Raw genomic sequence first — 22,396 nt, 5'->3', positions numbered from 1 at the left:
GGCGCTACCAGTGCGTGAGGATGATCGTGTTGACCGCCAGGGCGCCGACGGCGTTGAGCGCCAACCAGATTCGATGCGTCCGCACCGGCAGCAGCGCGGCGGCCGCGGTGAGCCAGATGGTGAACGGCAGCCAGATGCGTTCCACCTCGGCCTTGCTGAGCATGCTCAGGTCCGCGCAGGCGGCGGCGGCCAGCACCGCCAGCAGCAGCAACGGGAAACCGCTGCGCCGGCGGATCGCGGCCCGGTCGAACACCCGGCCGACCCCCGCGACGCCGCCCAAACCGATCGCGCACACCACGCAGGCCAGGTTGGCCCAGCTCCAGTACTGGAACGGCCGGTCTTTGGCGATGCCCTGCCAATAGCGTTGCTGCACAAGGGTATAGCCGTCGAACCAGTAGAACCCGGCGACGGCGAAGGCAACCGCCACCGCGATCGCGGCCAGCGCCGCGGGGCCCAGCGCCCGCAGCACCGCACGCCACTGCGTCCAGCCGTCGCGAGGCGGCCGGGGGGCCGCGGCCAGCACCGCCGCTGCCGGCAATCCCATCAGCATCAGGCCGTAGTTGCAGAACACCCCCCAGCCCAGCAGCAGCCCGGCGCCGGCGGCGGTCAGCGCCGGGAACCGCACCGGACGGTGCACCGCCACGGCCAGCAGCGCGATGCCCCACGCCGCCACCCCGGCGAAGTACCCGTCGGCCGAGACCGCCACCCAGATGGCGGTGGGCGCCAGCGCGACGAACGGGGCGGCCCGCCGCGCGGTCGGCTCGTCGGCCAGCGCCCGCACCCCGATCAGCACCGCGGCGGCCGCGCTGGATCCGGCCAGCAGGCACAGCAACCCGGCCCAGCCGCCGCCGTGCAGCCCCAACCGGTCCAGCCAGACGAAGGTCAGCAGCGCGCCCGGCGGATGCCCGGACACGTGCGTGGTCCACGAGTGCGGCTGGTAGTCGACGATCCGGCTGGAAAACGTGCGCACCGCGGCCGCGATGTCGGTGACGCGCGGCACCTCCCACAGGTATTCGTCCCGGGTGGTCAGCCGGCCGGCGAAGCCGCGCTGCCAGCCGTCGATCATCGCCAGCGCGAACGCCCACCCGGCCGCGACGGCCCAGCTGCCCAGCGTCAACGCCCGCCACGAAAGCCGTTGTGCCAGAACGGGTCCCCAGGCCACGACGGCGGCCGCGAGGGCGACGGCCGGGCCGGTTCCCCAGCCGGCGTGGATCAGCCACTCACCGAAGATCGGCGCGGCCCCGGCGTGGGTGGCGAATCGCTCCGGGCCGACGTCCAGCCGCGGCCGCACCCCGAGGTTCAGCCGCGGCAGCAGGAACGCCGCCGCCACCAACGCCGCCCCGACCGCGGCCGCCACCGCGTCCCGCCGAGCGATTCTCACGGAGCAACAGCCTATTGTTCGCCGCCCCCGGCGAATCGGCGCACCAACGCCGCCCGGTCCACCTTGCCGATGCCCCGGCGCGGCAGCGCGGCGACAACGTGCACCTCGCGCGGCGCGGCGGTGGCGTCCAGGGTGCGGCTCAGGTGGGCGCGCAGCGCGTCCGGGCTCGGCGCCGCGCGGCCGTCGCGCAGCACGATCGCGGCGACCACCCGCTGCCCCAGCCGGTCGTCGGGCAGCCCGAACACCGCGGAGTCGGCCACCGCGGGATGCGTGCACAGCGCCGCCTCGACGGGTTGCGGCAGCACGGTCAGCCCGCCGGTGCTGATCGCGTCGTCGGCGCGGCCGAACACGGTGAGCACGCCGTCGTCGTCGACGGCGCCCAGATCGTCGGTGAGGAACCAGCCGGGGTCGGCGAACGGATCGGGATCGACCGGATTGCGGTAGCCCTTGGCCAACGTCGCGCCGCTCAGCGCGATGCGCCCGTCGCTCACCCGCACCCGCACCCCGTCCAGCGGGACGCCGTCGTACACGCACCCGCCGGCGGTCTCGCTCATCCCGTAGCTGCGCACCACCGTGATGCCCGCGGCGGCGGCCGCCTGCAGCACCGGCCGCGGCGCGGGCCCGCCGCCCAGCAGCACGGCGTCCAGTTCGGCCAGCGCGGCCGTGGCCGCCGGGTCACCCAGCGCCTTGGCCAGCTGCACGGCCACCAGCGACGCGTACCGGCGTCCGGTGCCCAATGCCCTTGTCGCAGCGGGTAATTGGGTGACATCGAAGCCTCGGGAGACGTCGAGTTCAACGGGCGTCGAGCCGGCCAGCAGGCTGCGCACCAGCACCTGCACCCCGGCGATGTGGTGTGCCGGCAGGGCCAGCAGCCAGCTGCCCGGCCCGCCCAGACGCACGTGCGTGGCCGTCGCGCTCGCCCTCAGCGCGGCGGCGGTCAGCATCGCACCCTTGGGGGCACCGGTGGTGCCCGACGTCGCCGCCACCAAGGCAACGTCGTCGTCGACGGGTTCGCCGACCCGTAGCCCCGCCCGAAGCGTCGCGGACTCGCGGTCGCCGGGCGGGCCGAGCACCACCAGGGCGGAATCGCGCCCGTCCAGCACCCGCCGCAGGGCCGGCAGCAGCGTCGGGACCGCCGCGCCGGGCGGGACGTGCAGCGCGCGCAGTGCGGCTATGCCGGGTCCCCGGCCTGGTCGGCGTCGTCGAACGGCCAGCCCTGGGCGGCCAACCGCACCCGGACCCGCTCGACGTCGTCGGGGGTGGGCAGCTCGTCGGTGATCTGGGTGATCAGCACGCCGATGTCGACGTCGTCGAACTCTCCGCGCCGGATCAGCTCGCTGGCAACGTCTTTGACCTCGTCGCCGGACAGCCGGCGCGCCAGCAACGCGAGCACCGGGAAGGTGTCGGTCGGCGGCACGCCCTCTGGATATCCCGCGCGGAGCCAGGAGACGATCGAACTGAGAAATCCGTTCACGCTCTGACAACACCCCCCGGTGTGTGGCTTAGCAACTCGGTGGGCACCTATCGATGCTACTTGGCTTTGGCTCCGAGGAACGGGTAGCCGGTGTGGTGGGCGATGAAGTCCCGGGCGATGTAGAGCAAAGCCAGCGTGATCACCGCGATGACCAGCGCGTAGATCGCCCACGCCAGCCCGGTCAGCAGCGGGTTGCGCCGCGCGGGCCCGCCCTCGGCGCCGTCCAGGGTGATGTCACCGGCCCCGGCCGACTGCAGCCGGATGCCCAGGGCGAACAGCCCCGGCAGCGCCGCGCCGGCCAGCATGGCGAACAGCAGGATCTTCAGGCTGGCCTGGTAGTTGAACCAGTCGCCGATGTGGCTCATGACGCGCTCGCCTTGAGCGTCGGGTCGTCGGACTGGTACCGGTCGCCCGGCCCGCCGAACGGGGGCCCGGCGTCCGGGGGCGGGGAGTGGTCGTCGGCGCCTTCCAGCCCGGTGGTCAGGTCGCCCTTCCACTCGGCGTTGACGTTGTGGTGGTCCACCTTCACCTTGCGCGAGCGCAGGTAGATGGTGGCCGACACCGCGACCAGCAACGCGAAGCCGATGATCGCGCCGGGGTAGCCGCCGATCAGGTGCACGATCCAGTAGGTGACGGCGCCGACCAGCCCGGCCAGCGGCAGGGTGACCAGCCAGGCCACCCCCATCCGGCCGGCCACGCCCCAGCGGACCTCGCCGCCGGGCTTGCCCAGCCCGCTGCCCAGCACCGAACCCGTGCAGACCTGGGTGGTGGACAGCGCGTAGCCGAAGTGGGCGGACAGCAGGATCACCGCGGCCGACGACGACTCGGCCGCCATGCCCTGCGGCGACTGGATCTCCACCAGGCCCTTGCCCAGGGTGCGGATGATCCGCCAGCCGCCCAGGTAGGTGCCGGTCGCCATGGCCAGCGCGCAGCTGACGATCACCCACAGCGGCGGCATGGCCGCGGTCTTGCTGACCGAGCCGTAGGAGATCAGCGCCAGGAAGATGATGCCCATCGTCTTCTGCGCGTCGTTGGTGCCGTGCGCCAGCGAGACCAGCGACGCCGAGCCGATCTGGCCGCGCCGGAAACCGGCCTCGGTGCGCTTCTTCGGGACGCCGCGGGTGATCCGGTAGACCAGCCAGGTGGCGACCGCGCCGACCAGGATGGCCAGGATCGCCGAGACGATGGCGGGGATGATGGCCTTGGAGATCACGCCCTTCCAGATCACCCCGTGCGCGCCGACGGCGGCGATGGTGGCGCCGACGATGCCGCCGATCAGTGCGTGCGACGAGCTCGACGGGATACCCAGCAGCCAGGTCAGCAGGTTCCAGACCACGCCGCCGACCAGGCCGGCGAACACCAGCTCCAGCGTGACGATGTTGGAGTCGATCAGGCCCTTGGCGATGGTGGCGGCGACGGCGGTGGACATGAAGGCGCCCACCAGATTCAGCACCGCCGAGAGCGCGACCGCGGTCTTGGGCTTGAGCGCACCGCTGGCAATCGAGGTGGCCATCGCGTTGCCCGTGTCATGGAAGCCGTTGGTGAAATCGAAAGCCAATGCCGTGATTACGACAATGATCAAGAGGAACAATTGGATGTTCACAGCGCCTGATTCTGGTGGTAGGGGCAATCCATTGTCGAATGCGGCATGACCCGAAACGCGGGTGTACCTTGAGTCGTCGCCAGATGTTACCTCTCAGTTAACCGGGCTTCGCTTGCCGTTCACCTCGGGTGTCGCGGCGCAGCGGGTGATCTGCGGGGATCTGGATGAAGATGAGCGTGATGCCGTCCGGGTCGACGACGTGCATCTCGTGCAGGCCCCACGGCTCCTGGCGGGCCTCGCGGGCGATGGCCACCCCGCGCCCGCGCAGCTCGGCCTGGGTGGCCTCGAGGTCGCGGACCTGCAGCCACAGCGCGCCGGGAAACGGGCCGCCGGAGTGGTCCGGGGCGCCGTAACCGGCCAGTTCCAGCAGCGACTGCCCCGCGAAAAAGACTGTGCCGCCGCTGTATTCGCGGGCTATCGCCAGGCCGATCCGGTCGCGGTAGAACGTCAACGACTGCTGATAGTCCGCCGGCCGGAGCAGCATCCGGCTGGCCAGGATCTCCATAGCCTCGTGTCTATCACACGCGCCGAATCAGGCCCCGGCTTCGCGGTTGGGCTGGACGGTCTGGCGCTGCATGACGGCGTTGACCCAGCGCGGGCCGAAGGTGTCCAGCGCCTTGGCGGCGATCGCCATCCGCGGGGCGATGCGCACCGGCCGGGTGCGCGCGGCGGTGATCATCCACCGGCCCGCCTCCTCCGGCGTCAGCGCCGGCACCCCCTGGTAGGCCTTGGTCGGCGCGATCATCGGGGTGGCCACCAGCGGGTAGTACAGCGTGGTGGAGTGCACCCCCTTGTCGCCCCACTCGGTTTCGACGACCCGGCTGACGGTGGACAGCGCGGCCTTGGAGGCGTTGTAGACCGCGAACAGCGGCGAGGCCTCCGAGAGCACCCCCCACGTCGAGACGTTGATGATGTGGCCGTCGCCGCGCTCGATCATGCCCGGGGCGATGCCGCGGATCAGCCGCAACGGCGCGTAGTAGTTGAGCACCATGGTCCGCTCGACGTCGTGCCAGCGTTCCAGCGACTCGGCCAGCGGGCGGCGGATGGACCGGCCGGCGTTGTTGATCAGGATGTCGACGCCGCCGAGCTGCTGTTGCACGTCGGCCACCAGCGCGTCGGCGGCGTCCAGGTCGGAGATGTCGCAGGGCATCGCGATGGCCTCGCCGCCGGCCCGGGTGATGCGCTCGGCCAGCGCGTCCAGCAGGTCCTTGCGGCGGGCGACGACGACCACCCGGGCGCCCTCGCGGGCGAACTGTTCGGCCGCCGCCTCGCCGATCCCCGACGAGGCGCCGGTGAGCAGCACGCGCTTGCCGGCCAGCTCGACCGGCTTGATCAGCGGCCGGTTGACCAGCACCTGCGGGGCCATGGGCGGTCGCATGGTGGCCAGCACCAACTGGTCGGCGACCCGGCGAAGCGGACTCTTGCTCACGGGACGCGAGTCTAGGCGGCGCCGCCGTGAGGCCCGTACGCCGCCGAGCGTCACGCCAGCGTGACGCGCGCCGCCGAGCGTCACGCCAGCGTGACGCTCGGGCGCCCCAGCGCGGCGCGCGGGCGCGGCGGCCCCAGCGCGGCGCCAGCGCGGCGCCTCAGAAGTAGCGCGGGAACCGGCTGTAGTCCGGCGGCCGCTTTTCCAGGAAGGCGTCGCGGCCCTCGACTGCCTCGTCGGTCATGTAGGCCAGCCGGGTGGCCTCGCCGGCGAACAGCTGCTGGCCCACCAGGCCGTCGTCGAGCAGGTTGAACGCGAACTTCAGCATGCGTTGCGCCTGAGGCGATTTCGCGTTGATCTCGCGCGCCCACTCGATGCCCGCCCTTTCCAGCTCGGCGTGCTCGACGACGGCGTTGACCGCACCCATGCGGTGCATCTGCTCGGCGGTGTATTCGCGGCCCAGGAAGAAGATCTCGCGGGCGAACTTCTGCCCGACCTGGCGGGCCAGATAGGCGCTGCCGTAGCCGCCGTCGAAGCTGCCGACGTCGGCGTCGGTCTGCTTGAAGCGGGCGTGCTCGCGGCTGGCCAGGGTGAGGTCGCAGACCACGTGCAGGCTGTGCCCGCCGCCGGCCGCCCACCCGTTGACCAGACAGATCACCACCTTGGGCATGAACCGGATCAGCCGCTGCACCTCGAGGATGTGCAGCCGGCCGGCCCGCGCCGGGTCGACGGTGTCGGCCGTCTCGCCGGAGGCGTACTGGTATCCGCTGCGCCCGCGGATGCGCTGATCGCCGCCGGAGCAGAACGCCCAGCCGCCGTCCTTGGGCGAGGGGCCGTTGCCGGTCAGCAGCACCACCCCGACGTCGGGGGACATCCGGGCGTGGTCGAGCACCCGGTAGAGCTCGTCGACGGTGTGCGGCCGGAACGCGTTGCGCACCTCGGGCCGGTCGAACGCCACCCGCACGGTGGCGTCGTCGACGTGCCGGTGATAGGTGATGTCGGTCAGGTCGTCGAAGCCGGCCACGGGTTGCCACTGGCCGGCATCAAAAGGGTTGTCGCTCATCGGATTACGCCGGGTCCAGCCGGAACACCGCGCAGCGGCCGGCCAGCGCCTCGAACTCCTCGGGCCGCCCGTCGGTGACCAGTCCCGCCCGCTTCATGAAACCGACGCCGGTGGGCACCTCGGTGGGGAAGGCGCGCAGGACCGGCCGCGCCTCAGCCGCCGACAGCTCGGTCATCCGCACCCGCTCGACGTGGCGGCCGCGGGCGATGGTCGCCTGCTTGGCGGCGCGGGCGTTGGCCACCCAGTCGGCGCCGGGAAAGCCGGCCACGACGTAGCGGCGGCCGTCGAGGGTCAGCGGCGTCACCGGGGTCGACCGCGCCGCACCGGATTTGCGGCCCGGCACGGTCAACACGACCGGGCTCTCGCCGCCGAAACTCAGTCCCAGCCGCGACAGTCGGATGAAGAGCTTGTTGGCCGGCTTCAGCCACCAGGGTGGCCGGACGTGTTCACTGGTGCCCACCCGTGACAGCGTAGTCATGGCCCGCCGCCGAGCCGACGGCGTCGAGCCGGGCGATCGCCTCGGCGCTCAGCGTGACGCCGGCCGCGCCGATGTTCTCCTCGAGATGGGTGATCGATCGAGTGCCCGGGATCAGCAAGGTGTGGGGGGTGCGCGCCAGGATCCAGGCCAACCCGACTTGTGCCGGTGTGACCCCGAGTTCGCCCGCGATGTCCACCACGACGGCGTTGTCGGTGACCTTCGGCAGACCCGGGAACGCCGACCCCAGCGGGAAATACGGAACCCATGCGATCCCCTCGGCCGCGCAGACGTCGACCATCGCCTCCTGGGAGCGGTCCAGCAGGCTGTAGGCGTTCTGCACGCACACGATGCCGGCGGGCAGGGCGCGCCGCAGCACCTCGAGCGGCACACTGCTGATCCCGATACCGCCGATCTTGCCCTCGTCGCGCAGGGCGATCATCTCGGCGAGCTGGTCGTCGAGGTCGACGTCCTGGTTGCCATTGGTGGCCGCGCTGGGGCCGAGGTCCATCCGCCGCAGATTGACCACCGGGATGCGGTCCAGGCCGAGCTGGCTCAGGTCGTCCTCGACGGCGGCGCGCAGCTCGGCGGGTCGTTGCGCGGAAGCCAGTGGAATCGGCTGCTCGCCCGTGTAACGGGCGCCGACCTTGCTGACGATGACGAGGTCGTCGGGGTAGGGGGCCAGCGCGGCGCGGATGCGCCGGTTCACCTCGCCGGGGCCGTAGAACGACGCCGTGTCGATGTGGTTGACCCCGAGTTCGACGGCGCGGCGCAGCACCGCGGCCGCCTCGTCGGGCGACGTGTCGAACAGCTGCATGGCGCCGTAGCCGACGCGCGCGACGGGCAGGCCGCCGAGATCGCCGATACCGCCGGGGCGTGGTTTGTCTGTCATGGCGGCTCCTGAAGGATGCGGTGAGACACTGGAGAAAGCGGAGGGTCCTCCGCATTCGCAGCCTAGCAGAAACGGAGGAGCCTCCGCTTTGGTTGGAAGGTCGGACGCGCGCCGCAATCGCCAGCGGCTGCTGGAGGCGGCCACCGCGGCGTTCACGGCACACGGCGCATCGGTCTCGCTCGAATCGATCGCCCGCGACGCGGGGGTGGGCATCGGCACGCTCTACCGCCATTTCCCCAATCGGGAGGCTCTCGTCGAGGCCGTGTACCGCGCCGAGCTCGCCGAGGTGGCCGCGGCCGCCGCGCAGCTGCTCGAACGTCATCCCCCCAAGGCCGCGCTGCGGCGCTGGATGGACCGCTATGCGAGCTTCGTCGCCACCAAGCGCGGCATGGCCGAATCCCTGCAGGCGATCTTCGAGTCCGGCGCTCTGGTGCCGAGCCAGACCCGCGACAGCATCGTCGGCGCCGTCGAGACGCTGTTGCGCGCCGGCGCCGACGATGCCAGCCTGCGCGCCGACGTGCAGGCCGACGACGTGGTGTCCAGCCTGATCGGCATCTTCCTGGTCAGCGGTTCACCGGAGCAGACCGGACGCATGCTCGACCTGCTGGTCGCCGGGGTCACGCGCTGACTTCCACTCGCCGGGCGTCCTCACCCGCCGCGGCGTCACTCGCCCGCGGCGTCTCCCGCCTCGGCCTCACTCGCCGAACGTGAAGCTAGTTTCACGTTCGCACGCGAGCGTGAAGTTAACTTCACGCTCGGCGGTAGGGGCGGGGCCGGCGCGGGCGGGGCCGGGCCGGCGCGACGGGCGCCGGGCGATAGCCCGGGCGAGCCCACACGCCAGACGCCCACACGCCACACGCTCACCTAGCCGACGGCGCGGCCGGCGCCCTCCCAGAACCGCGCGCGCACGGCCTTCTTGTCGGGCTTGCCCAGCGCGGTCACCGGCACGGAGTCGACGACGATCACCTGCTTGGGCGATTGCACCGAACCCTTGCGCTCCTTGACCGCCGCCTGGATCTCGGCCGTCACCTTCGCCACCGACTCCTCGTCGGAGGGATGGTCGGGCCGCAGCACGATCACGGCGGTGACGGCTTCGCCCCACTTCTCGTCCGGCGTGCCGATCACACAGACCTGCGCGACGGCGGGGTGCTCGGCGACGACGTCCTCGACCTCGCGCGGAAACACGTTGAAGCCGCCGGTGACGATCATGTCCTTGACCCGGTCGACGATGAACCAGAAGCCGTCCTCGTCCTCGCGGGCCATGTCGCCGGTGTGCAGCCAGCCGTCCTTGAACGTCTTGGCCGTCTCCTCCGGCAGGTTCCAGTACCCGCCGCTCAAAAGCGGCCCGGACACGCAGATCTCGCCGACTTCGCCCTGCGGCACCGGGTTGCCGTCGGCGTCCAGCAGCGCGGTGCGGGCGAACAGGGTGGGCCGCCCGCAGGAGGTGAGCCGCTTCTCGTCGTGGTCTTTTTTGGCCAAGTACGAGATCACCATCGGCGCCTCGGACTGCCCGTAGTACTGGGCGAAGATCGGCCCGAAGCGGCGGATGGCCTCGGCCAGCCGCACCGGGTTCATCGCCGAGGCGCCGTAGTAGACCGTCTCCAGCGAGGACAGGTCGCGGGTGTGCGAATCGGGGTGGTCCATCAGCGCGTAGATCATCGACGGCACCAGCGTGGTCGCGGTGATCTTCTGCTCCTCGATCACCCGCAACACCTCGGCCGGGTCGAACTTGGTCAGCACCACCAGCTCGCCGCCCTTGATGATGGTCGGCACGAAGAACGCGGCCCCGGCATGCGACAGCGGGGTGCACATCAAAAAGCGCGGGTTCTCCGGCCACTCCCATTCGGCGAGCTGGATCGTGGTCATCGTGGTGATCGACTGGGCGGTGCCCAGCACACCCTTGGGCTTGCCGGTGGTGCCGCCGGTGTAGGCCATCCCGCCGATGTGATCGGGCGGAAGATCGGCCGCCACCAACGGTTTCGGCGCATACTTGGCGGCCTCGGCCACCAGGTCCACCGCGGAACCGCTCAACGCCTCGGGCACCGGGCCGATGGTGAGGATCTGCTTGAGGCCGGGCACCTTCTCCAGCAGGCCCAGCGCCCGCTCGACGAACGCCGGGGTCGGGTCGATGATCAGCGACGTCACGCCGGCGTCGTCCAGCACGTAGGCGTGGTCGTCGAGCGAGCCCAGCGGGTGCAGCGCCACGCGCCGATACCCCTGGGTCTGGCCGGCGCCGATGATCATCAGCACCTCGGGCCGGTTCAGCGACAGCAACCCGACGGTGGCGCCGGTGCCCGCGCCGAGCGCCTCGAACGCCTGGATGTACTGGCTGATCCGCTCGGCGAGCTGACCCCCGGTCAGCGTGGTGTCGCCGAGATGCAGCACCGGCTTGTCTTTGTTGCGCTTGAGCGCACCGACGGTCAGGTGTCCGGAATGAATGGGATGGCGCAGCAGCTCGTCACCCATGGCGTGGCTCCTCCTCATCGCTTGGCTCTGCATCGTCGCCGGCGCGACTCATGGGGCCAGACTAGAACGTGTTGCAATTCCGGTCAGCCGCACCCTCGGACCGATAGCATCCGTGCACATGGGGCAGGCAGATCTAGTCCTCACCGGAACCGTACTGACCGTCGACGAGGCGCGGCCCACCGCCGAGGCGCTGGCCATCGCCGACGGCCGCATCGTCGCCGTGGGAACCCGCGCCGAAATCGCGGCGCACGTCGGCCCGCACACCCAAACCGTCGACATCGGCGACGGCTGCGTGATGCCGGGATTCGTTGAGGCGCACGGGCATCCGCTGATGGAGGCGGTCGCGCTGTCGGACCGCATCGTGGACATCCGCCCGGTCACCCTGGCCAACGCGGACGACGTCGTCGCCGCCGTCAAGAGTGAGGTCGGCAAGCGGGGCGAAGCCGGTGCCTACCTCAACGGCTGGGATCCGCTGCTGCAGCAGGGACTTCCGCAACCGACGCTGGCCTGGCTCGACGACATCGCGCCCGACGGCCCGCTGGTGATCATCCACAACTCCGGGCACAAGGCATTCTTCAACTCCCGAGCCGCCCAGCGGCACGGCCTGAACCGCGACACCCCAGACCCCAAGGGCGCCCGCTACGGCCGCGACGCGGACGGCGAACTCGACGGCACCGCCGAGGAGACCGGCGCGGTGTTTCCGCTACTCGACGGCGCCATCGACACCGCCGGCTACCCGCGGATGCTGCACGCCGAGTGCGCCCGGCTGAACCGGGCCGGGCTGACCACCTGTTCGGAGATGGCGTTCGACCCGCGGTTTCGGCCGATGGTCGAACAACTGCGCGGGCAGCTGACGGTGCGGCTGCGCAGCTACGAGATCTCCAACCCGCAGCTGCGCACCGACGCCACCCCGGGCGAGGGCGACGACATGCTGCGCCAGGTCGGCATCAAGATCTGGGTGGACGGCTCGCCCTGGATCGGCAACATCGCGCTGTCGTTCCCCTACCTGGACACCGAGGCCACCCGCACCATCGGCGTCACCCCCGGCTCCTGCGGCTGCGCCAACTACACGACAGAGCAGTTGCGCGAGATCGTCGGCGCCTACTTCCCGCTGGGCTGGCAGCTGGCCTGCCACGTGCAGGGCGACGCCGGCGTCGACACCATCCTCGACGTCTACGAGGAGGCCCTCAAACGCCATCCACGCGACGACCACCGGCTGCGGCTCGAGCACGTCGGCGCCATCCGGCCCGATCAACTCCAAAGGGCCGCCGACCTCGGAGTCACCTGCAGCATCTTCGTCGACCAGATCCACTACTGGGGCGACGTCCTCGTCGACGGCCTGTTCGGCGAGGAACGCGGATCCCGTTGGATGCCAGCGGGTTCCGCGGTGGCCACCGGCATGCGCATCTCGCTGCACAACGACCCGCCGGTCACCCCGGAGGAGCCGCTGCGCAACATCAGCGTCGCCGCCACCCGGAAGGCGCCCAGTGGGCGGGTGCTGGCGCCCGAGGAGCGGCTGACGGTCGAGCAGGCGATCCGGGCGCAGACCCTCGACGCGGCCTGGCAGCTGTTCGCCGACGACGTGATCGGCTCGCTCGAGGTCGGCAAGTACGCCGACCTGGTGGTGCTGTCCGCCGACCCGCGCGCGGTGCCGCCCGAGCGGATCGCCGACCTGCAGGTGCGGGCGACGTATCTGGCCGGCCGCCGGGTGTACCCACAGTGATCCCGCCGCTGCAGGACCTGCTGGACCGGCTGCACGTGGTCGCGCTGCCGATGCGGGTGCGATTCCGCGGCATCACCACCCGCGAGGTCGCGCTGATCGACGGCCCCGCCGGCTGGGGCGAGTTCGGGGCGTTCGTCGAATACGGGCCGCCCGAGGCGGCGCACTGGCTGGCGTCGGCCGTCGAGTCCGCCTACCGGCCGGCGCCGCCGGTGCGCCGCGACCGGATCCCGATCAACGCCACCGTGCCCGCCGTCCCCGCCGCCGCGGTGCCCGACGTGCTCGCCCGTTTTCCCGGCGCCCGCACCGCCAAGGTCAAGGTCGCCGAGCCCGGCCAAACCCTGGCCGACGACGTCGCCCGGGTGAATGCGGTGCGCGATTTGGTGCCCACCGTGCGGGTGGACGCCAACGGCGGCTGGAGCGTGGACGAGGCCGCCCGCGCCGCTCGAGCGCTGAGCGCCGACGGCCCGCTGGAGTACCTGGAGCAGCCGTGCGCGACGGTCGGCGAACTCGCCGAGCTGCGCCGCCGGCCGGACATGCCCGACGTGCCGATCGCCGCCGACGAGAGCATCCGCAAGGCCGACGACCCGCTGGCCGTGGTCCGCGCCCGGGCCGCCGACATCGCGGTGCTCAAAGTCGCTCCGCTGGGCGGGATTTCGGCCCTGCTGGAGATCGCCGCCCGCATCGACATCCCGGTCGTGATCTCCAGCGCGCTGGATTCGGCCGTCGGCATCGCGGCCGGGCTGACCGCCGCGGCGGCGCTGCCGGTGTTGGGTCACGCGTGCGGGCTGGGCACCGGCGGGCTGTTCGTCGAGGACGTGGCCGACGTCGCCGCGCCCGTCGACGGCGCCCTGCCGGTCGGGCCGGTCACCCCCGACCCGGCCCGGTTGCGGGCCCTGGCCGCGCCCCCGCAGCGGCGGCAGTGGTGGATCGACCGGGTCACGGCCTGCCACGGGCTGCTTGTACCGTCGTCCGGGTGATCAACCTGGCTTACGACGACCGCGGCTCCGGTGAGCCCGTGGTCTTTATCGCCGGCCACGGCGGCGCCGGACGGACCTGGCACCCCTATCAGGTCCCGGCCTTCCTGGCCGCCGGATACCGCGTCATCACCTTCGACAACCGCGGCATCGGCGCCACCGAGAACGCGCAGGGATTCACGACGGAAACCATGGTCGCCGACACCGCGGCGCTGATCGAGGGGCTGAATGCGGCCCCGGCGCGCATCGTCGGGATGTCGATGGGCGCCTTCATCGCCCAGGAGCTCATGCTGGCCCGGCCCGAGCTGGTCAGCGCCGCGGTGCTGATGGGCACCCGCGGTCGGATGGACCGGGCCCGGCAGTTCTTCCGCGACGCCGAGGCCGAGCTGGCCGACGGCGGCGTCGCACTGCCGGCGTCGTACGAGGCGAAAATCCGTCTGCTGGAAAACTTTTCCCGCAAGACGCTCAACGACGACACCGCCGTCGCCGACTGGATCGCGATGTTTTCCACCTGGCCGGTCAAGTCCACGCCGGGCATGCGGGCCCAGCTCGACGTCGCCCCCTACACCAACCGGTTGTCCGCCTACCGCAGCATCGCGACACCGGTGCTGGTGATCGGCTTCTCCGACGACGTGCTCACCCCGCCGTACCTGGGCCGCGAGGTCGCCGACGCGCTGCCCAACGGCCGCTACGTGCAGATCCCCGACACCGGTCACCTCGGCTTCTTCGAGCGGCCCGACGCCGTCAACGCGGCCATGCTCAAGTTCTTCGGCGAGCAGCACTAGGCGCCCAACGTCGACTTGTGCGGCGAGATCGCGCCAGCGGGCCGCAGCAACTCCACGTTGGACGCCTCATCGACCGGCTGTGACACGCTGTATGGGTGAACCCCTCGACGACCCAGGCCCGCGTCGTCGTCGACGAGCTGATCCGCGGCGGTGTCCGCGATGTGGTGCTGTGCCCCGGTTCCCGCAACGCCCCGCTGGCCTTCGCGCTGGCCGACGCCGACCGCGCCGGCCGGATCCGGCTGCACGTGCGCATCGACGAGCGCACCGCCGGCTATCTGGCCATCGGCCTGGCCATCGCGGCCGGCGCTCCGGTGTGCGTCGCGATGACCTCGGGCACCGCGGTGGCCAACCTGGGCCCGGCCGTGGTGGAGGCCAACTACGCCCGGGTGCCGCTGATCGTGCTGAGCGCCAACCGGCCCTACGAACTGCTGGGCACCGGCGCCAACCAGACCATGGAGCAGCTGGGCTACTTCGGCACCCAGGTCCGGGCCGCCATCAGCCTGGGCCTGGCCGAGGACGCCCCCGAGCGGCTGGACGCGCTCAACGCCACCTGGCGCTCGGCCACTTGCCGGGTGCTGGCGGCGGCGACCGGATCCCGTACCGCCAACGCCGGCCCGGTGCAATTCGACATCCCGCTGCGCGAGCCGCTGGTGCCCGATCCCGAGCCGCACGGCGCCCCGACCCCGGCCGGCCGCCCGGGCGGCCGGCCGTGGACCTATACCCCGCCGGTCAGCTTCGACCAGCCGCTGGACATCGATCTGTCACCGGACACCGTCGTCATTGCCGGCCACGGCGCCGGGACGCACCCCAACCTTGCCCAGCTGCCGACCGTGGCCGAGCCGACGGCACCCGCCCCGGACAACCCGCTGCACCCGCTGGCGCTGCGGTTGCTGCGCCCCAAGCAGGTGATCATGCTGGGCCGGCCCACCCTGCACCGGCCGGTGTCGGCGCTGCTGGCCGACCCGCAGGTGCCGGTGTACGCGCTGACCACCGGTCCGCGCTGGCCCGACGTGTCGGGCAACTCGCAGGCCACCGGGACCCGGGCGGTCACCACCGGGGCGCCGAGCCCGGCCTGGCTGCACCGCTGCGAACAGGCCAACCGGCACGCCGTGGCCGCCGTGCGCGGCCAGCTGGCGGCGCACCCGCTGACCACCGGCCTGCACGTGGCGGCCGCGGTGGCCGACGCGCTGCGGCCCGGCGACCAGCTGGTGCTCGGGGCGTCCAACCCGGTCCGCGACGCGGCGTTGGTCGGGCTGGACAGCCACCACATCCGGGTGCGCTCCAACCGCGGGGTGGCCGGCATCGACGGCACGGTGTCGACGGCGATCGGCGCGGCCCTGGCCCACGAGGCGGCGCACGACGGGCGCACCGTCGCGCTGATCGGCGACCTGACGTTCGTGCACGACAGCTCCGGGCTGCTGATCGGGCCGACCGAGCCCACCCCGCGCCGGCTGACGATCGTGGTGTCCAACGACAACGGCGGCGGCATCTTCGAGCTGCTCGAGCAGGGTGACCCGCGGTTCTCCGACGTGTCGTCGCGGGTCTTCGGCACCCCGCACGACGTCGACGTGGGGGCGCTGTGCCGGGCGTATCACGTCGAGAGCGCCCAGATCGAGGTCGGCGAATTGGCTGCCGCCCTCGACGAACCCGGGCCCGGGATGCGGGTGCTGGAGGTCAAGGCCGACCGCTCGTCGCTGCGGCAACTGCACGCCGCCATCAAGGCGGCGCTGTGACGATATCCCCAAAAGCATTGCTGCACATCCTGATTCACGGACGCAGCGACCCGCCGGAGACAACCCGGGGTCGGATCGCGTTGCGCTGGGCCAGGATTGCGGTGCTGATCGTCACCGGCCTGGTCACGCTGCAGTCGGTGCTGCTGGTCGCCGGGGCGTGGCGCAACGATCTGGCCATCACCCACAACATGGGGGTGGCGCAGGCCGAGGTGCTCAGTGCCGGGCCGCGCCGGTCCACCATCGAGTTCGTCACCCCCGAGCGGGTCACCTATCGCCCCGAACTCGGCGTGCTCTACCCGTCGCATCTGGCCACCGGGATGCGGATCTACGTCGAATACAACAAGAACGATCCCAACCTGGTTCGGGTGCAGCACCGCAACGCCGGGCTGGCGATCATCCCGGCCGGGTCCATCGCGGTGGTGGGCTGGCTGGGCGCGGCGGTGCTGCTGGTGCTGCTGGCCCTGGCGGACAAATGGCTGGACCGGCGCGGCAAAGGTGCCGGACCTGCAGATTTCGCATGACGTATGCCCGCAGGCAACCTTTCCGACAAGCGGCGCTGACACCGTGATGGTGTGCGCGTTGCCATCGTCGCGGAATCCTTCCTGCCGGAAGTCAACGGGGTCAGCAACTCGGTGATCCGGGTGCTCGAGCACCTGCGCCGGACCGGTCACGAGGCCCTCGTCATCGCACCCGACACCCCGCCCGGGCAGCCCCGGGCCGAACGCATCCACGACGGCATCCGCGTCCACCGGGTCCCGTCGCGGATGTTCCCGAAGGTGACCACGCTGCCGCTGGGGGTGCCCACACCGCGGTTGGTGAGCGTGCTGCGCGGATTCGACCCGCACGTGGTGCATCTGGCCTCGCCGGCGCTGCTCGGCTACGGCGGGCTGCGGGCCGCGCGCTGGCTGGGGGTGCCCACGGTCGCGGTGTATCAGACCGACGTTCCGGGTTTCGCGGCCTCCTATGGCATTCCGATGACGGCGCGGGCCGCGTGGGCGTGGTTCCGCCATCTGCACACGCTGGCCGGCCGCACCCTGGCGCCGTCCACCGTGACGATGGAATCCCTTGTCGCGCACTGCTTTCCGCGGGTTCACCGGTGGGCGCGCGGTGTCGACGTGCTGCGGTTCGCGCCGTCCGCGCGCAGCGAGGCGCTGCGCCGGCGGTGGTCGCCGCAGGGCAAGCCGATCGTCGGCTTCGTCGGCCGGCTGGCGCCGGAAAAGCACGTCGAGCGCCTGGCCGGGCTGGCCGCGAGCGACGCGGTTCAGCTCGTCGTCGTGGGCGACGGCGTCGACCGCGCCAAGCTGCAATCGGCAATGCCCACAGCGGTTTTCACGGGCGCGCTGTACGGCGACGAGCTCGCCGCGGCGCACGCCAGCATGGACGTCTTCGTGCACCCCGGCGAGCACGAGACGTTTTGTCAGGTCGTGCAAGAAGCGCTGGCGTCGGGGTTGCCGGTGATCGCCCCCGACGCCGGCGGCCCACGTGACCTCGTCACCCCGTGGCGCACGGGTCTGCTGTTGGCCGTCGACGAATTCGAGACCAAGCTGCCGGCCGCCGTCGCCCATCTGATCGGCGAACGCCACCGCTACGCGCCGGCCGCCCGGCGCAGCGTGCTCGGCCGCAGCTGGCCGGTCATCTGCGACGAGCTACTCGGCCACTACGAGGCGGTGCTGTCGCCGTTCGTCCGGCGCCAGGTCCGCGCCGGGCGCTACGCGCAAGGCGAATGAGCCGGTCCGGCGCCGGTCAGCCCTGCGCCAGCTCGGCGACCGGCTGCCATTCCTCCCAGGTGCGCAGCCGGCTTTCGTAGTCGGCCTTGGCCGTCTCCAGCGGGGAGGAGCCGAAAAAGACTCGCAGCGGCGGCTTTTCGGCGTCGACCACCTTCATCAGCGCGGCCGCGGACACCCCCGGCTCGATCAGCGTGACATGCACACCGAACGGCGCGATCTCTAGCCACGCAGAGGTGCAACGCTGGCGTCGCCGCGGCATTCCCGCACCGGGTAGCGTCAAGCGGGTGAGCCGCGCGGAGTTGGACAAGAATCCCCGGGACGTCGCGTCGATGTTCGACGGCGTGGCCCGCCGGTACGACCTGACCAACACCGTGCTGTCGCTGGGCCAGGACCGGTACTGGCGCAAGGCCACCCGGTCGGCGCTGGGCATCGGACCCGGCCAGAAGGTGCTCGACCTGGCCGCGGGCACCGCGGTGTCCACCGTCGAGCTGAACAAATCCGGGGCGTGGTGCGTGGCCGCCGACTTCTCGGTCGGCATGCTGGCGGCCGGTGCCGCCCGCCGGGTGCCCAAGGTCGCCGGTGACGCCACCAGGCTGCCGTTCGCCGACGACGTATTCGACGCCGTCACAATCAGTTTCGGGCTGCGCAACGTGGTCGACACGCAGGCGGCGCTGCGCGAGATGGCCCGGGTCACCCGGCCCGGCGGGCGGCTGGTGGTGTGCGAGTTCTCCACCCCCAGCAACGCGCTGTTCGCCACCGTCTACAAGGAGTACCTGATGCGGGCGCTGCCGCGGGTGGCGCGGGCGGTGTCCAGCAACCCCGACGCCTACGTGTACCTCGCCGAGTCGATCCGAGCCTGGCCGGATCAGGCGGCGCTGGCCGACCAGATCGCCGGCGCCGGCTGGGCGGGGGTGCGCTGGCGCAATCTGACCGGCGGCATCGTCGCGCTACACGCCGCCCACCGGCCGCCGCGCTGAGCGGTGCTTACCGGCCGGCCGCCTGGACGACGTCGATGTGCTCGGGGCAGTAGTGGTCCACCGCCGCGCCGAGGAACTGCAGCGACTGGCCCTCGGAGGTGCCGCGCGGCAGGTTGCGCTGGATGAAGGTCGCGGACTGGTGGGCGTCGTGGTCGACGCCGTGGTCCAGCCGGTCGCAGGTGATCTTGCCCAGCCACGCCAACTGGTCCTGCGGCTGGTAGATGCCGAAGCCGTTGACGGTGTTCTTGAACGGCGCGTCGTAGTCGCTCGGCGGCGCCGGTGTCCGCGGCGTCGGGTAGGGCGCCGTCGGCGGGGGATCCGCCTGCGCGGGCGCGGACAGCTGCGCGGGCGCGGCCAGCGCGAAAGCAGCAACGGCGGCGGCACCGATAGTAGCCAGCATCGTTCCCTTCATTAGCCGGACTATACACGCCTGGACAGGGTCGTTCAGCTGAACGGTGCCCGCCGATCGATCAGCCGCGACAGCCGCCCGGCGCCCCGCCACGCCCGCGCCACCCAGTCCGCGTCGTCGTCGGTGACCAGGTTGGCCATCACCCGCACCGCGATCCTCATCAGCGTCGTGGAACGCATCGCGACCGGCCCCGTCGCGGGCAGGAACCGCTGGTAGGTCAGCAGCAACGCCAGCCGGCGCGCCACCGAGAAGCCGCGCGCGTAGTGCTCCCGCAGCAGCGCCGGCCACTCCTGCGACAGGTCCGGGCACCCCAGCAGGCCCGCGGCCAGCCGTCCCGTCTCCATCCCGTAGTCGATGCCCTCGCCGTTGAGCGGGTTCACACAGGCCGCCGCGTCGCCGATCAGCATCCAGTTGGGCCCGGCCACCCCGGACACCGCGCCGCCCATCGGCAGCAGCGCCGAAGCGACCGCCCGGGGTCTGCCGACGAAGCCCCACTCGTCGCGGCGCAGGTCCGTGTAGTGGTCGATCAGCGGCCGCAGCGCCAGCTCGGCCGGTCGCCTCGACGTCGACAGCGCCCCGACGCCGATGTTCACCTCGCCGTTGCCGAGCGGGAAGATCCAGCCGTAGCCGGGCAGCACCTTGTCCCGGGCGCCGTCGGGTCCGCGCAGTTCCAGGTGCGACGTCAGCCACGGGTCGTCGGCGCGCGGGGTGCTCAGGTAGCCGCGGGCGGCCACGCCGTACACCGTCTCCTGATGCCAGCGCCGGCCCAGCGTGCGGCCCAGCGACGAACGCGCCCCGTCGGCCACGATCAGCTGACGGCATTGCACCCCGGTGCCGTCGGCCAACATCAGCGACGTCACCGCGGCCGACGAGTCACGCTGCACACCAACGGCTTTGGTTCCCAGCAACATCCGCGCCCCGGAATCCTCGGCGACCCTGCGGATCCGGTCGTCCAACTCCGTGCGGGCCACCGCGCTGCCGGTGGACGGGAACGACGGGCCGGGCCAGTCGACCTGCACCTGGGCGCCGAACCCGCTCATCCGCAGCCCCCGGTGCCGGATGCGGCTGTCCAGCCAGCCGCCCAGGCCCAGGCGTTCGCACTCGGCGACGGCACGCGGGGTCAGCCCGTCGCCGCAGGCCTTGTCGCGGGGAAAGCGCGCCGCATCGACGACCAGCACGTCATGCCCCGCGCGCGCGGCCCACGCCGCCGCGGCGGATCCAGCGGGCCCGGCGCCCACCACCACCAGATCGGCTCGGGTCGCTGCCGTCGTCATGCACACCAGTATGTTTGGTCGGGTGAATACTCCGGCGACGGTGGTGGCGGGCGTGGATTTCGGTGACCCGGCTTTCGCGGCGACCGTGCGCGACGGCGTCGGGCGCATCGAGCAGCTCATGGACACCGAGCTGCGCAGCGCCGACGACATCATGACCGAGTTGCTGACCCATCTGTTCAAGGCCGGCGGCAAGCGGTTCCGCCCGCTGTTCACCGTGCTGTCCGCGCAGATCGGCCCCGACCCCGACGCCGCCGAGGTGACCATCGCCGGCGCCGTCATCGAGCTGGTGCACCTGGCCACGCTCTACCACGACGACGTGATGGACGAGGCGGAGGTGCGCCGCGGCACCCCCACCGCCAACGTGCGCTGGGGCAACAACGTCGCGATCCTGGCCGGGGACTATCTGTTCGCCACGGCGTCGCGGCTGGTGTCGCGGCTGGGCCCGGAGGCGGTGCAGCTGATCGCCGAGACGTTCGCCCAGCTGGTGACCGGGCAGATGCGCGAGACCCGCGGCCGCAAGGAGGGATCGGATCCGATCGAGCACTACCTGAAGGTGGTGTACGAGAAGACGGCGTGCCTGATCGCCGCGGCGGGCCGGTTCGGGGCCATGTTCTCCGGGGCCGACGCCGATCAGGTCGAGCGGCTGAGCCGGCTGGGCGGCATCGTGGGCACCGCGTTCCAGATCTCCGACGACATCATCGACATCGACAGCGACTCGCACGAATCCGGCAAGCTGCCCGGCACCGACGTGCGCGAAGGCGTGCACACCCTGCCGATGGTCTACGCGCTGCGCGAACCCGGGCCGGACGCGGCGCGGCTGCGCGAGTTGCTGGTCGGGCCGATCGACGACGACGAGGTGGTGGCCGAGGCGTTGACGCTGCTGCGGGCGTCGCCGGGCATGGCCAAGGCCAAGCAGTCGCTGCGCGAGTACGCGGCGCAGGCGCATCGGGAGCTGGACCAGCTGCCCGACGTCCCGGGCCGGCGCGCGCTGCAAACACTGGTCGACTTCACCATCAGCCGGCACGGCTAGCGCGTCGCGGAACCAACCGGGCCGTCTCGAGCGTTCAATTAGCGCAAGTCAGCAAGAGCGCGTGTGTGCCCGTGCACTGCGAGGAGGACAGCGATGACCTGGCATCCGCATGCCAACAGGTTCAAGACGTTCGCCCTGTTGGTCGGCATGTCCGCGTTGATCGTGTTCGTGGGGTCGTTGTTCGGCAGGACCGCGATGTTCTTCGCGGTGCTGTTCGCCATCGGCATGAACGTCTACACCTACTACAACAGCGACAAGCTGGCGCTGCGCGCCATGCACGCGCAGCCGGTCTCCGAGCTGCAGGCGCCGGCGATGTACCGGATCGTGCGCGAGCTGGCCACCGCCGCGCACCAGCCGATGCCCCGGCTCTACATCAGCGACACCAACGCGCCCAACGCGTTTGCCACCGGCCGCAACCCGCGCAACGCCGCGGTCTGCTGCACCACCGGCATCCTGGGCATCCTCAACGAGCGTGAGCTGCGCGCCGTGCTGGGACACGAGCTGTCCCACGTCTACAACCGCGACATCCTGATCTCGTGCATCGCCGGCGCGATGGCGTCGGTGATCACCGCGCTGGCCAACATGGCCATGTTCGCCGGCATGTTCGGCGGCAACGACCGCGACGGCGAGAATCCCTTTGCGCTGCTGCTGGTTTCGCTGCTGGGCCCGATCGCGGCCACCGTGGTGCGGCTGGCGGTGTCCCGGTCGCGCGAATACCAGGCCGACGAGTCGGGCGCGGTGCTGACCGGCGACCCGCTGGCCCTGGCGTCGGCGCTGCGCAAGATCTCCGGCGGGGTGCAGGCGGCGCCGCTGCCGCCCGAGCCGCAGCTGGCCAGCCAGGCGCACCTGATGATCGCCAACCCGTTCCGGGCCGGTGAACGGATCGGCTCGCTGTTCTCCACGCACCCGCCGATCGAGGACCGGATCCGCCGCCTGGAATCCATGGCGGGGCGCTGACGTCGGCCGCGCGTGCCCGCGGTCATG

Annotated in this window: 23 protein-coding genes and 1 pseudogene; 10 read left to right on the top strand and 14 right to left on the bottom strand. The window is 71.7% G+C overall.

Features of this window, described 5'->3' with window-relative positions:
• Positions 1 to 4 precede the first annotated feature (4 nt).
• The 10 genes from MAA44156_RS20110 to MAA44156_RS20065 form a co-directional block, all read right to left on the bottom strand.
• Positions 5 to 1,381, bottom strand: a complete 1,377-nt coding sequence (locus MAA44156_RS20110) for a hypothetical protein (protein WP_029248618.1) — start codon at positions 1,379 to 1,381, stop codon at positions 5 to 7.
• An 11-nt stretch (positions 1,382 to 1,392) separates the two neighbouring features.
• Positions 1,393 to 2,484, bottom strand: coding sequence for an o-succinylbenzoate--CoA ligase (menE, locus tag MAA44156_RS20105; RefSeq protein ID WP_009979239.1), 1,092 nt, complete (start codon positions 2,482 to 2,484; stop codon positions 1,393 to 1,395).
• 68 nt (positions 2,485 to 2,552) lie between these two features.
• A complete protein-coding gene (locus tag MAA44156_RS20100; RefSeq protein WP_003873645.1) occupies positions 2,553 to 2,855 on the bottom strand; it encodes a DUF3349 domain-containing protein in 303 nt (100 codons plus the stop codon).
• Positions 2,856 to 2,911: 56 nt separating this feature from the next.
• Entirely contained in the window at positions 2,912 to 3,220 is a 309-nt protein-coding gene (locus tag MAA44156_RS20095; protein ID WP_009979238.1) for a hypothetical protein, read from the bottom strand.
• Entirely contained in the window at positions 3,217 to 4,458 is a 1,242-nt protein-coding gene (locus tag MAA44156_RS20090) for an inorganic phosphate transporter (protein WP_003879342.1), read from the bottom strand. The genes MAA44156_RS20095 and MAA44156_RS20090 overlap by 4 nt, the downstream gene beginning before the upstream one ends.
• A 97-nt stretch (positions 4,459 to 4,555) precedes the next feature.
• The gene (locus MAA44156_RS20085; protein WP_003873642.1) at positions 4,556 to 4,963 is read right to left on the bottom strand and encodes a VOC family protein; all 408 of its coding nucleotides are present in this window, start codon (positions 4,961 to 4,963) and stop codon (positions 4,556 to 4,558) included.
• Between the two features lie 27 nt (positions 4,964 to 4,990).
• Positions 4,991 to 5,887, bottom strand: a complete 897-nt coding sequence (locus MAA44156_RS20080) for an SDR family oxidoreductase (protein ID WP_009979236.1) — start codon at positions 5,885 to 5,887, stop codon at positions 4,991 to 4,993.
• A 157-nt stretch (positions 5,888 to 6,044) separates the two neighbouring features.
• Positions 6,045 to 6,947, bottom strand: a complete 903-nt coding sequence (locus MAA44156_RS20075; protein ID WP_023862203.1) for a 1,4-dihydroxy-2-naphthoyl-CoA synthase — start codon at positions 6,945 to 6,947, stop codon at positions 6,045 to 6,047.
• 4 nt (positions 6,948 to 6,951) lie between these two features.
• Positions 6,952 to 7,407 carry a nitroreductase family deazaflavin-dependent oxidoreductase gene (locus tag MAA44156_RS20070; RefSeq protein ID WP_003879345.1) on the bottom strand — a complete coding sequence of 152 codons (456 nt, stop codon included), beginning with the start codon at positions 7,405 to 7,407 and terminating at the stop codon, positions 6,952 to 6,954.
• Positions 7,394 to 8,314 carry an aldo/keto reductase gene (locus MAA44156_RS20065; RefSeq protein ID WP_009979231.1) on the bottom strand — a complete coding sequence of 307 codons (921 nt, stop codon included), beginning with the start codon at positions 8,312 to 8,314 and terminating at the stop codon, positions 7,394 to 7,396. Before MAA44156_RS20065 ends, MAA44156_RS20070 begins: the two co-directional genes overlap by 14 nt.
• An 88-nt stretch (positions 8,315 to 8,402) precedes the next feature.
• Between MAA44156_RS20065 and MAA44156_RS20060 the strand changes: the two genes are divergently transcribed.
• Entirely contained in the window at positions 8,403 to 8,942 is a 540-nt protein-coding gene (locus MAA44156_RS20060) for a TetR/AcrR family transcriptional regulator (protein ID WP_009979230.1), read from the top strand.
• 236 nt (positions 8,943 to 9,178) lie between these two features.
• Here MAA44156_RS20060 and fadD8 read toward each other — a convergent pair whose 3' ends face one another.
• Positions 9,179 to 10,813 carry a fatty-acid--CoA ligase FadD8 gene (gene fadD8, locus MAA44156_RS20055; RefSeq protein WP_394818175.1) on the bottom strand — a complete coding sequence of 545 codons (1,635 nt, stop codon included), beginning with the start codon at positions 10,811 to 10,813 and terminating at the stop codon, positions 9,179 to 9,181.
• A gap of 85 nt (positions 10,814 to 10,898) precedes the next feature.
• Between fadD8 and MAA44156_RS20050 the strand changes: the two genes are divergently transcribed.
• From MAA44156_RS20050 to MAA44156_RS20025, 6 genes are all read left to right on the top strand, one after another.
• Positions 10,899 to 12,503: an amidohydrolase gene (locus MAA44156_RS20050; RefSeq protein WP_009979228.1), complete on the top strand. Its 1,605-nt coding sequence runs from the start codon at positions 10,899 to 10,901 to the stop codon at positions 12,501 to 12,503.
• On the top strand, positions 12,500 to 13,480 hold the full coding sequence (locus MAA44156_RS20045) for an o-succinylbenzoate synthase (RefSeq protein WP_009979226.1): 981 nt from the start codon (positions 12,500 to 12,502) through the stop codon (positions 13,478 to 13,480). The genes MAA44156_RS20050 and MAA44156_RS20045 overlap by 4 nt, the downstream gene beginning before the upstream one ends.
• On the top strand, positions 13,477 to 14,262 hold the full coding sequence (locus tag MAA44156_RS20040) for an alpha/beta fold hydrolase (RefSeq protein WP_009979225.1): 786 nt from the start codon (positions 13,477 to 13,479) through the stop codon (positions 14,260 to 14,262). The genes MAA44156_RS20045 and MAA44156_RS20040 overlap by 4 nt, the downstream gene beginning before the upstream one ends.
• Before the next feature lie 95 nt (positions 14,263 to 14,357).
• Positions 14,358 to 15,995 carry a 2-succinyl-5-enolpyruvyl-6-hydroxy-3-cyclohexene-1-carboxylic-acid synthase gene (gene menD, locus MAA44156_RS20035; protein WP_003879350.1) on the top strand — a complete coding sequence of 546 codons (1,638 nt, stop codon included), beginning with the start codon at positions 14,358 to 14,360 and terminating at the stop codon, positions 15,993 to 15,995.
• Positions 15,992 to 16,516, top strand: coding sequence for a DUF3592 domain-containing protein (locus MAA44156_RS20030; protein ID WP_023862207.1), 525 nt, complete (start codon positions 15,992 to 15,994; stop codon positions 16,514 to 16,516). Before menD ends, MAA44156_RS20030 begins: the two co-directional genes overlap by 4 nt.
• A gap of 51 nt (positions 16,517 to 16,567) precedes the next feature.
• Complete coding sequence (locus MAA44156_RS20025; protein ID WP_009979219.1) at positions 16,568 to 17,722, top strand: glycosyltransferase family 4 protein; 1,155 nt, start codon at positions 16,568 to 16,570, stop codon at positions 17,720 to 17,722.
• 16 nt (positions 17,723 to 17,738) lie between these two features.
• Here the strand turns inward: MAA44156_RS20025 and MAA44156_RS20020 are convergent.
• Positions 17,739 to 17,942 (bottom strand): annotated as a pseudogene (locus MAA44156_RS20020) (short-chain dehydrogenase); the annotation flags it as partial.
• A gap of 64 nt (positions 17,943 to 18,006) precedes the next feature.
• Here MAA44156_RS20020 and MAA44156_RS20015 point away from each other — a divergent pair.
• On the top strand, positions 18,007 to 18,699 hold the full coding sequence (locus tag MAA44156_RS20015; protein ID WP_003879353.1) for a demethylmenaquinone methyltransferase: 693 nt from the start codon (positions 18,007 to 18,009) through the stop codon (positions 18,697 to 18,699).
• A 7-nt stretch (positions 18,700 to 18,706) separates the two neighbouring features.
• Here the strand turns inward: MAA44156_RS20015 and MAA44156_RS20010 are convergent, their stop codons facing one another.
• Both MAA44156_RS20010 and menJ read right to left on the bottom strand, forming a co-directional pair.
• Positions 18,707 to 19,111 (bottom strand): DUF732 domain-containing protein, encoded by a 405-nt coding sequence (locus tag MAA44156_RS20010; RefSeq protein ID WP_009979216.1) that lies wholly within the window; start codon positions 19,109 to 19,111, stop codon positions 18,707 to 18,709.
• Positions 19,112 to 19,143: 32 nt separating this feature from the next.
• Positions 19,144 to 20,382 (bottom strand): menaquinone reductase MenJ, encoded by a 1,239-nt coding sequence (gene menJ, locus MAA44156_RS20005; RefSeq protein WP_031348247.1) that lies wholly within the window; start codon positions 20,380 to 20,382, stop codon positions 19,144 to 19,146.
• A gap of 22 nt (positions 20,383 to 20,404) precedes the next feature.
• On the opposite strand from menJ, the gene grcC1 reads away from it, so the two are divergent.
• Positions 20,405 to 21,412, top strand: a complete 1,008-nt coding sequence (gene grcC1, locus MAA44156_RS20000; RefSeq protein WP_009979212.1) for a nonaprenyl/(2E,6E)-farnesyl/geranylgeranyl diphosphat synthase — start codon at positions 20,405 to 20,407, stop codon at positions 21,410 to 21,412.
• A gap of 93 nt (positions 21,413 to 21,505) precedes the next feature.
• Positions 21,506 to 22,369, top strand: coding sequence for a zinc metalloprotease HtpX (htpX, locus tag MAA44156_RS19995; protein ID WP_003879358.1), 864 nt, complete (start codon positions 21,506 to 21,508; stop codon positions 22,367 to 22,369).
• Positions 22,370 to 22,396: the final 27 nt, after the last annotated feature.

Source organism: Mycobacterium avium subsp. avium, from assembly GCF_009741445.1.
GTDB lineage: Bacteria > Actinomycetota > Actinomycetes > Mycobacteriales > Mycobacteriaceae > Mycobacterium > Mycobacterium avium.
This window is presented reverse-complemented; position numbering and strand designations above follow the sequence as displayed.

Coding starts and splice junctions, on each gene's coding strand:
- MAA44156_RS20010 (WP_009979216.1), bottom strand. CDS start 19,111: ATGAAGGGAACGATGCTGGCTACTATCGGTGCCGCCGCCGTTGCTGCT.
- MAA44156_RS20085 (WP_003873642.1), bottom strand. CDS start 4,963: ATGGAGATCCTGGCCAGCCGGATGCTGCTCCGGCCGGCGGACTATCAG.
- menJ (WP_031348247.1), bottom strand. CDS start 20,382: ATGACGACGGCAGCGACCCGAGCCGATCTGGTGGTGGTGGGCGCCGGG.
- MAA44156_RS20065 (WP_009979231.1), bottom strand. CDS start 8,314: ATGACAGACAAACCACGCCCCGGCGGTATCGGCGATCTCGGCGGCCTG.
- MAA44156_RS20075 (WP_023862203.1), bottom strand. CDS start 6,947: ATGAGCGACAACCCTTTTGATGCCGGCCAGTGGCAACCCGTGGCCGGC.
- MAA44156_RS20050 (WP_009979228.1), top strand. CDS start 10,899: ATGGGGCAGGCAGATCTAGTCCTCACCGGAACCGTACTGACCGTCGAC.
- htpX (WP_003879358.1), top strand. CDS start 21,506: ATGACCTGGCATCCGCATGCCAACAGGTTCAAGACGTTCGCCCTGTTG.
- MAA44156_RS20095 (WP_009979238.1), bottom strand. CDS start 3,220: ATGAGCCACATCGGCGACTGGTTCAACTACCAGGCCAGCCTGAAGATC.
- fadD8 (WP_394818175.1), bottom strand. CDS start 10,813: ATGCAGAGCCAAGCGATGAGGAGGAGCCACGCCATGGGTGACGAGCTG.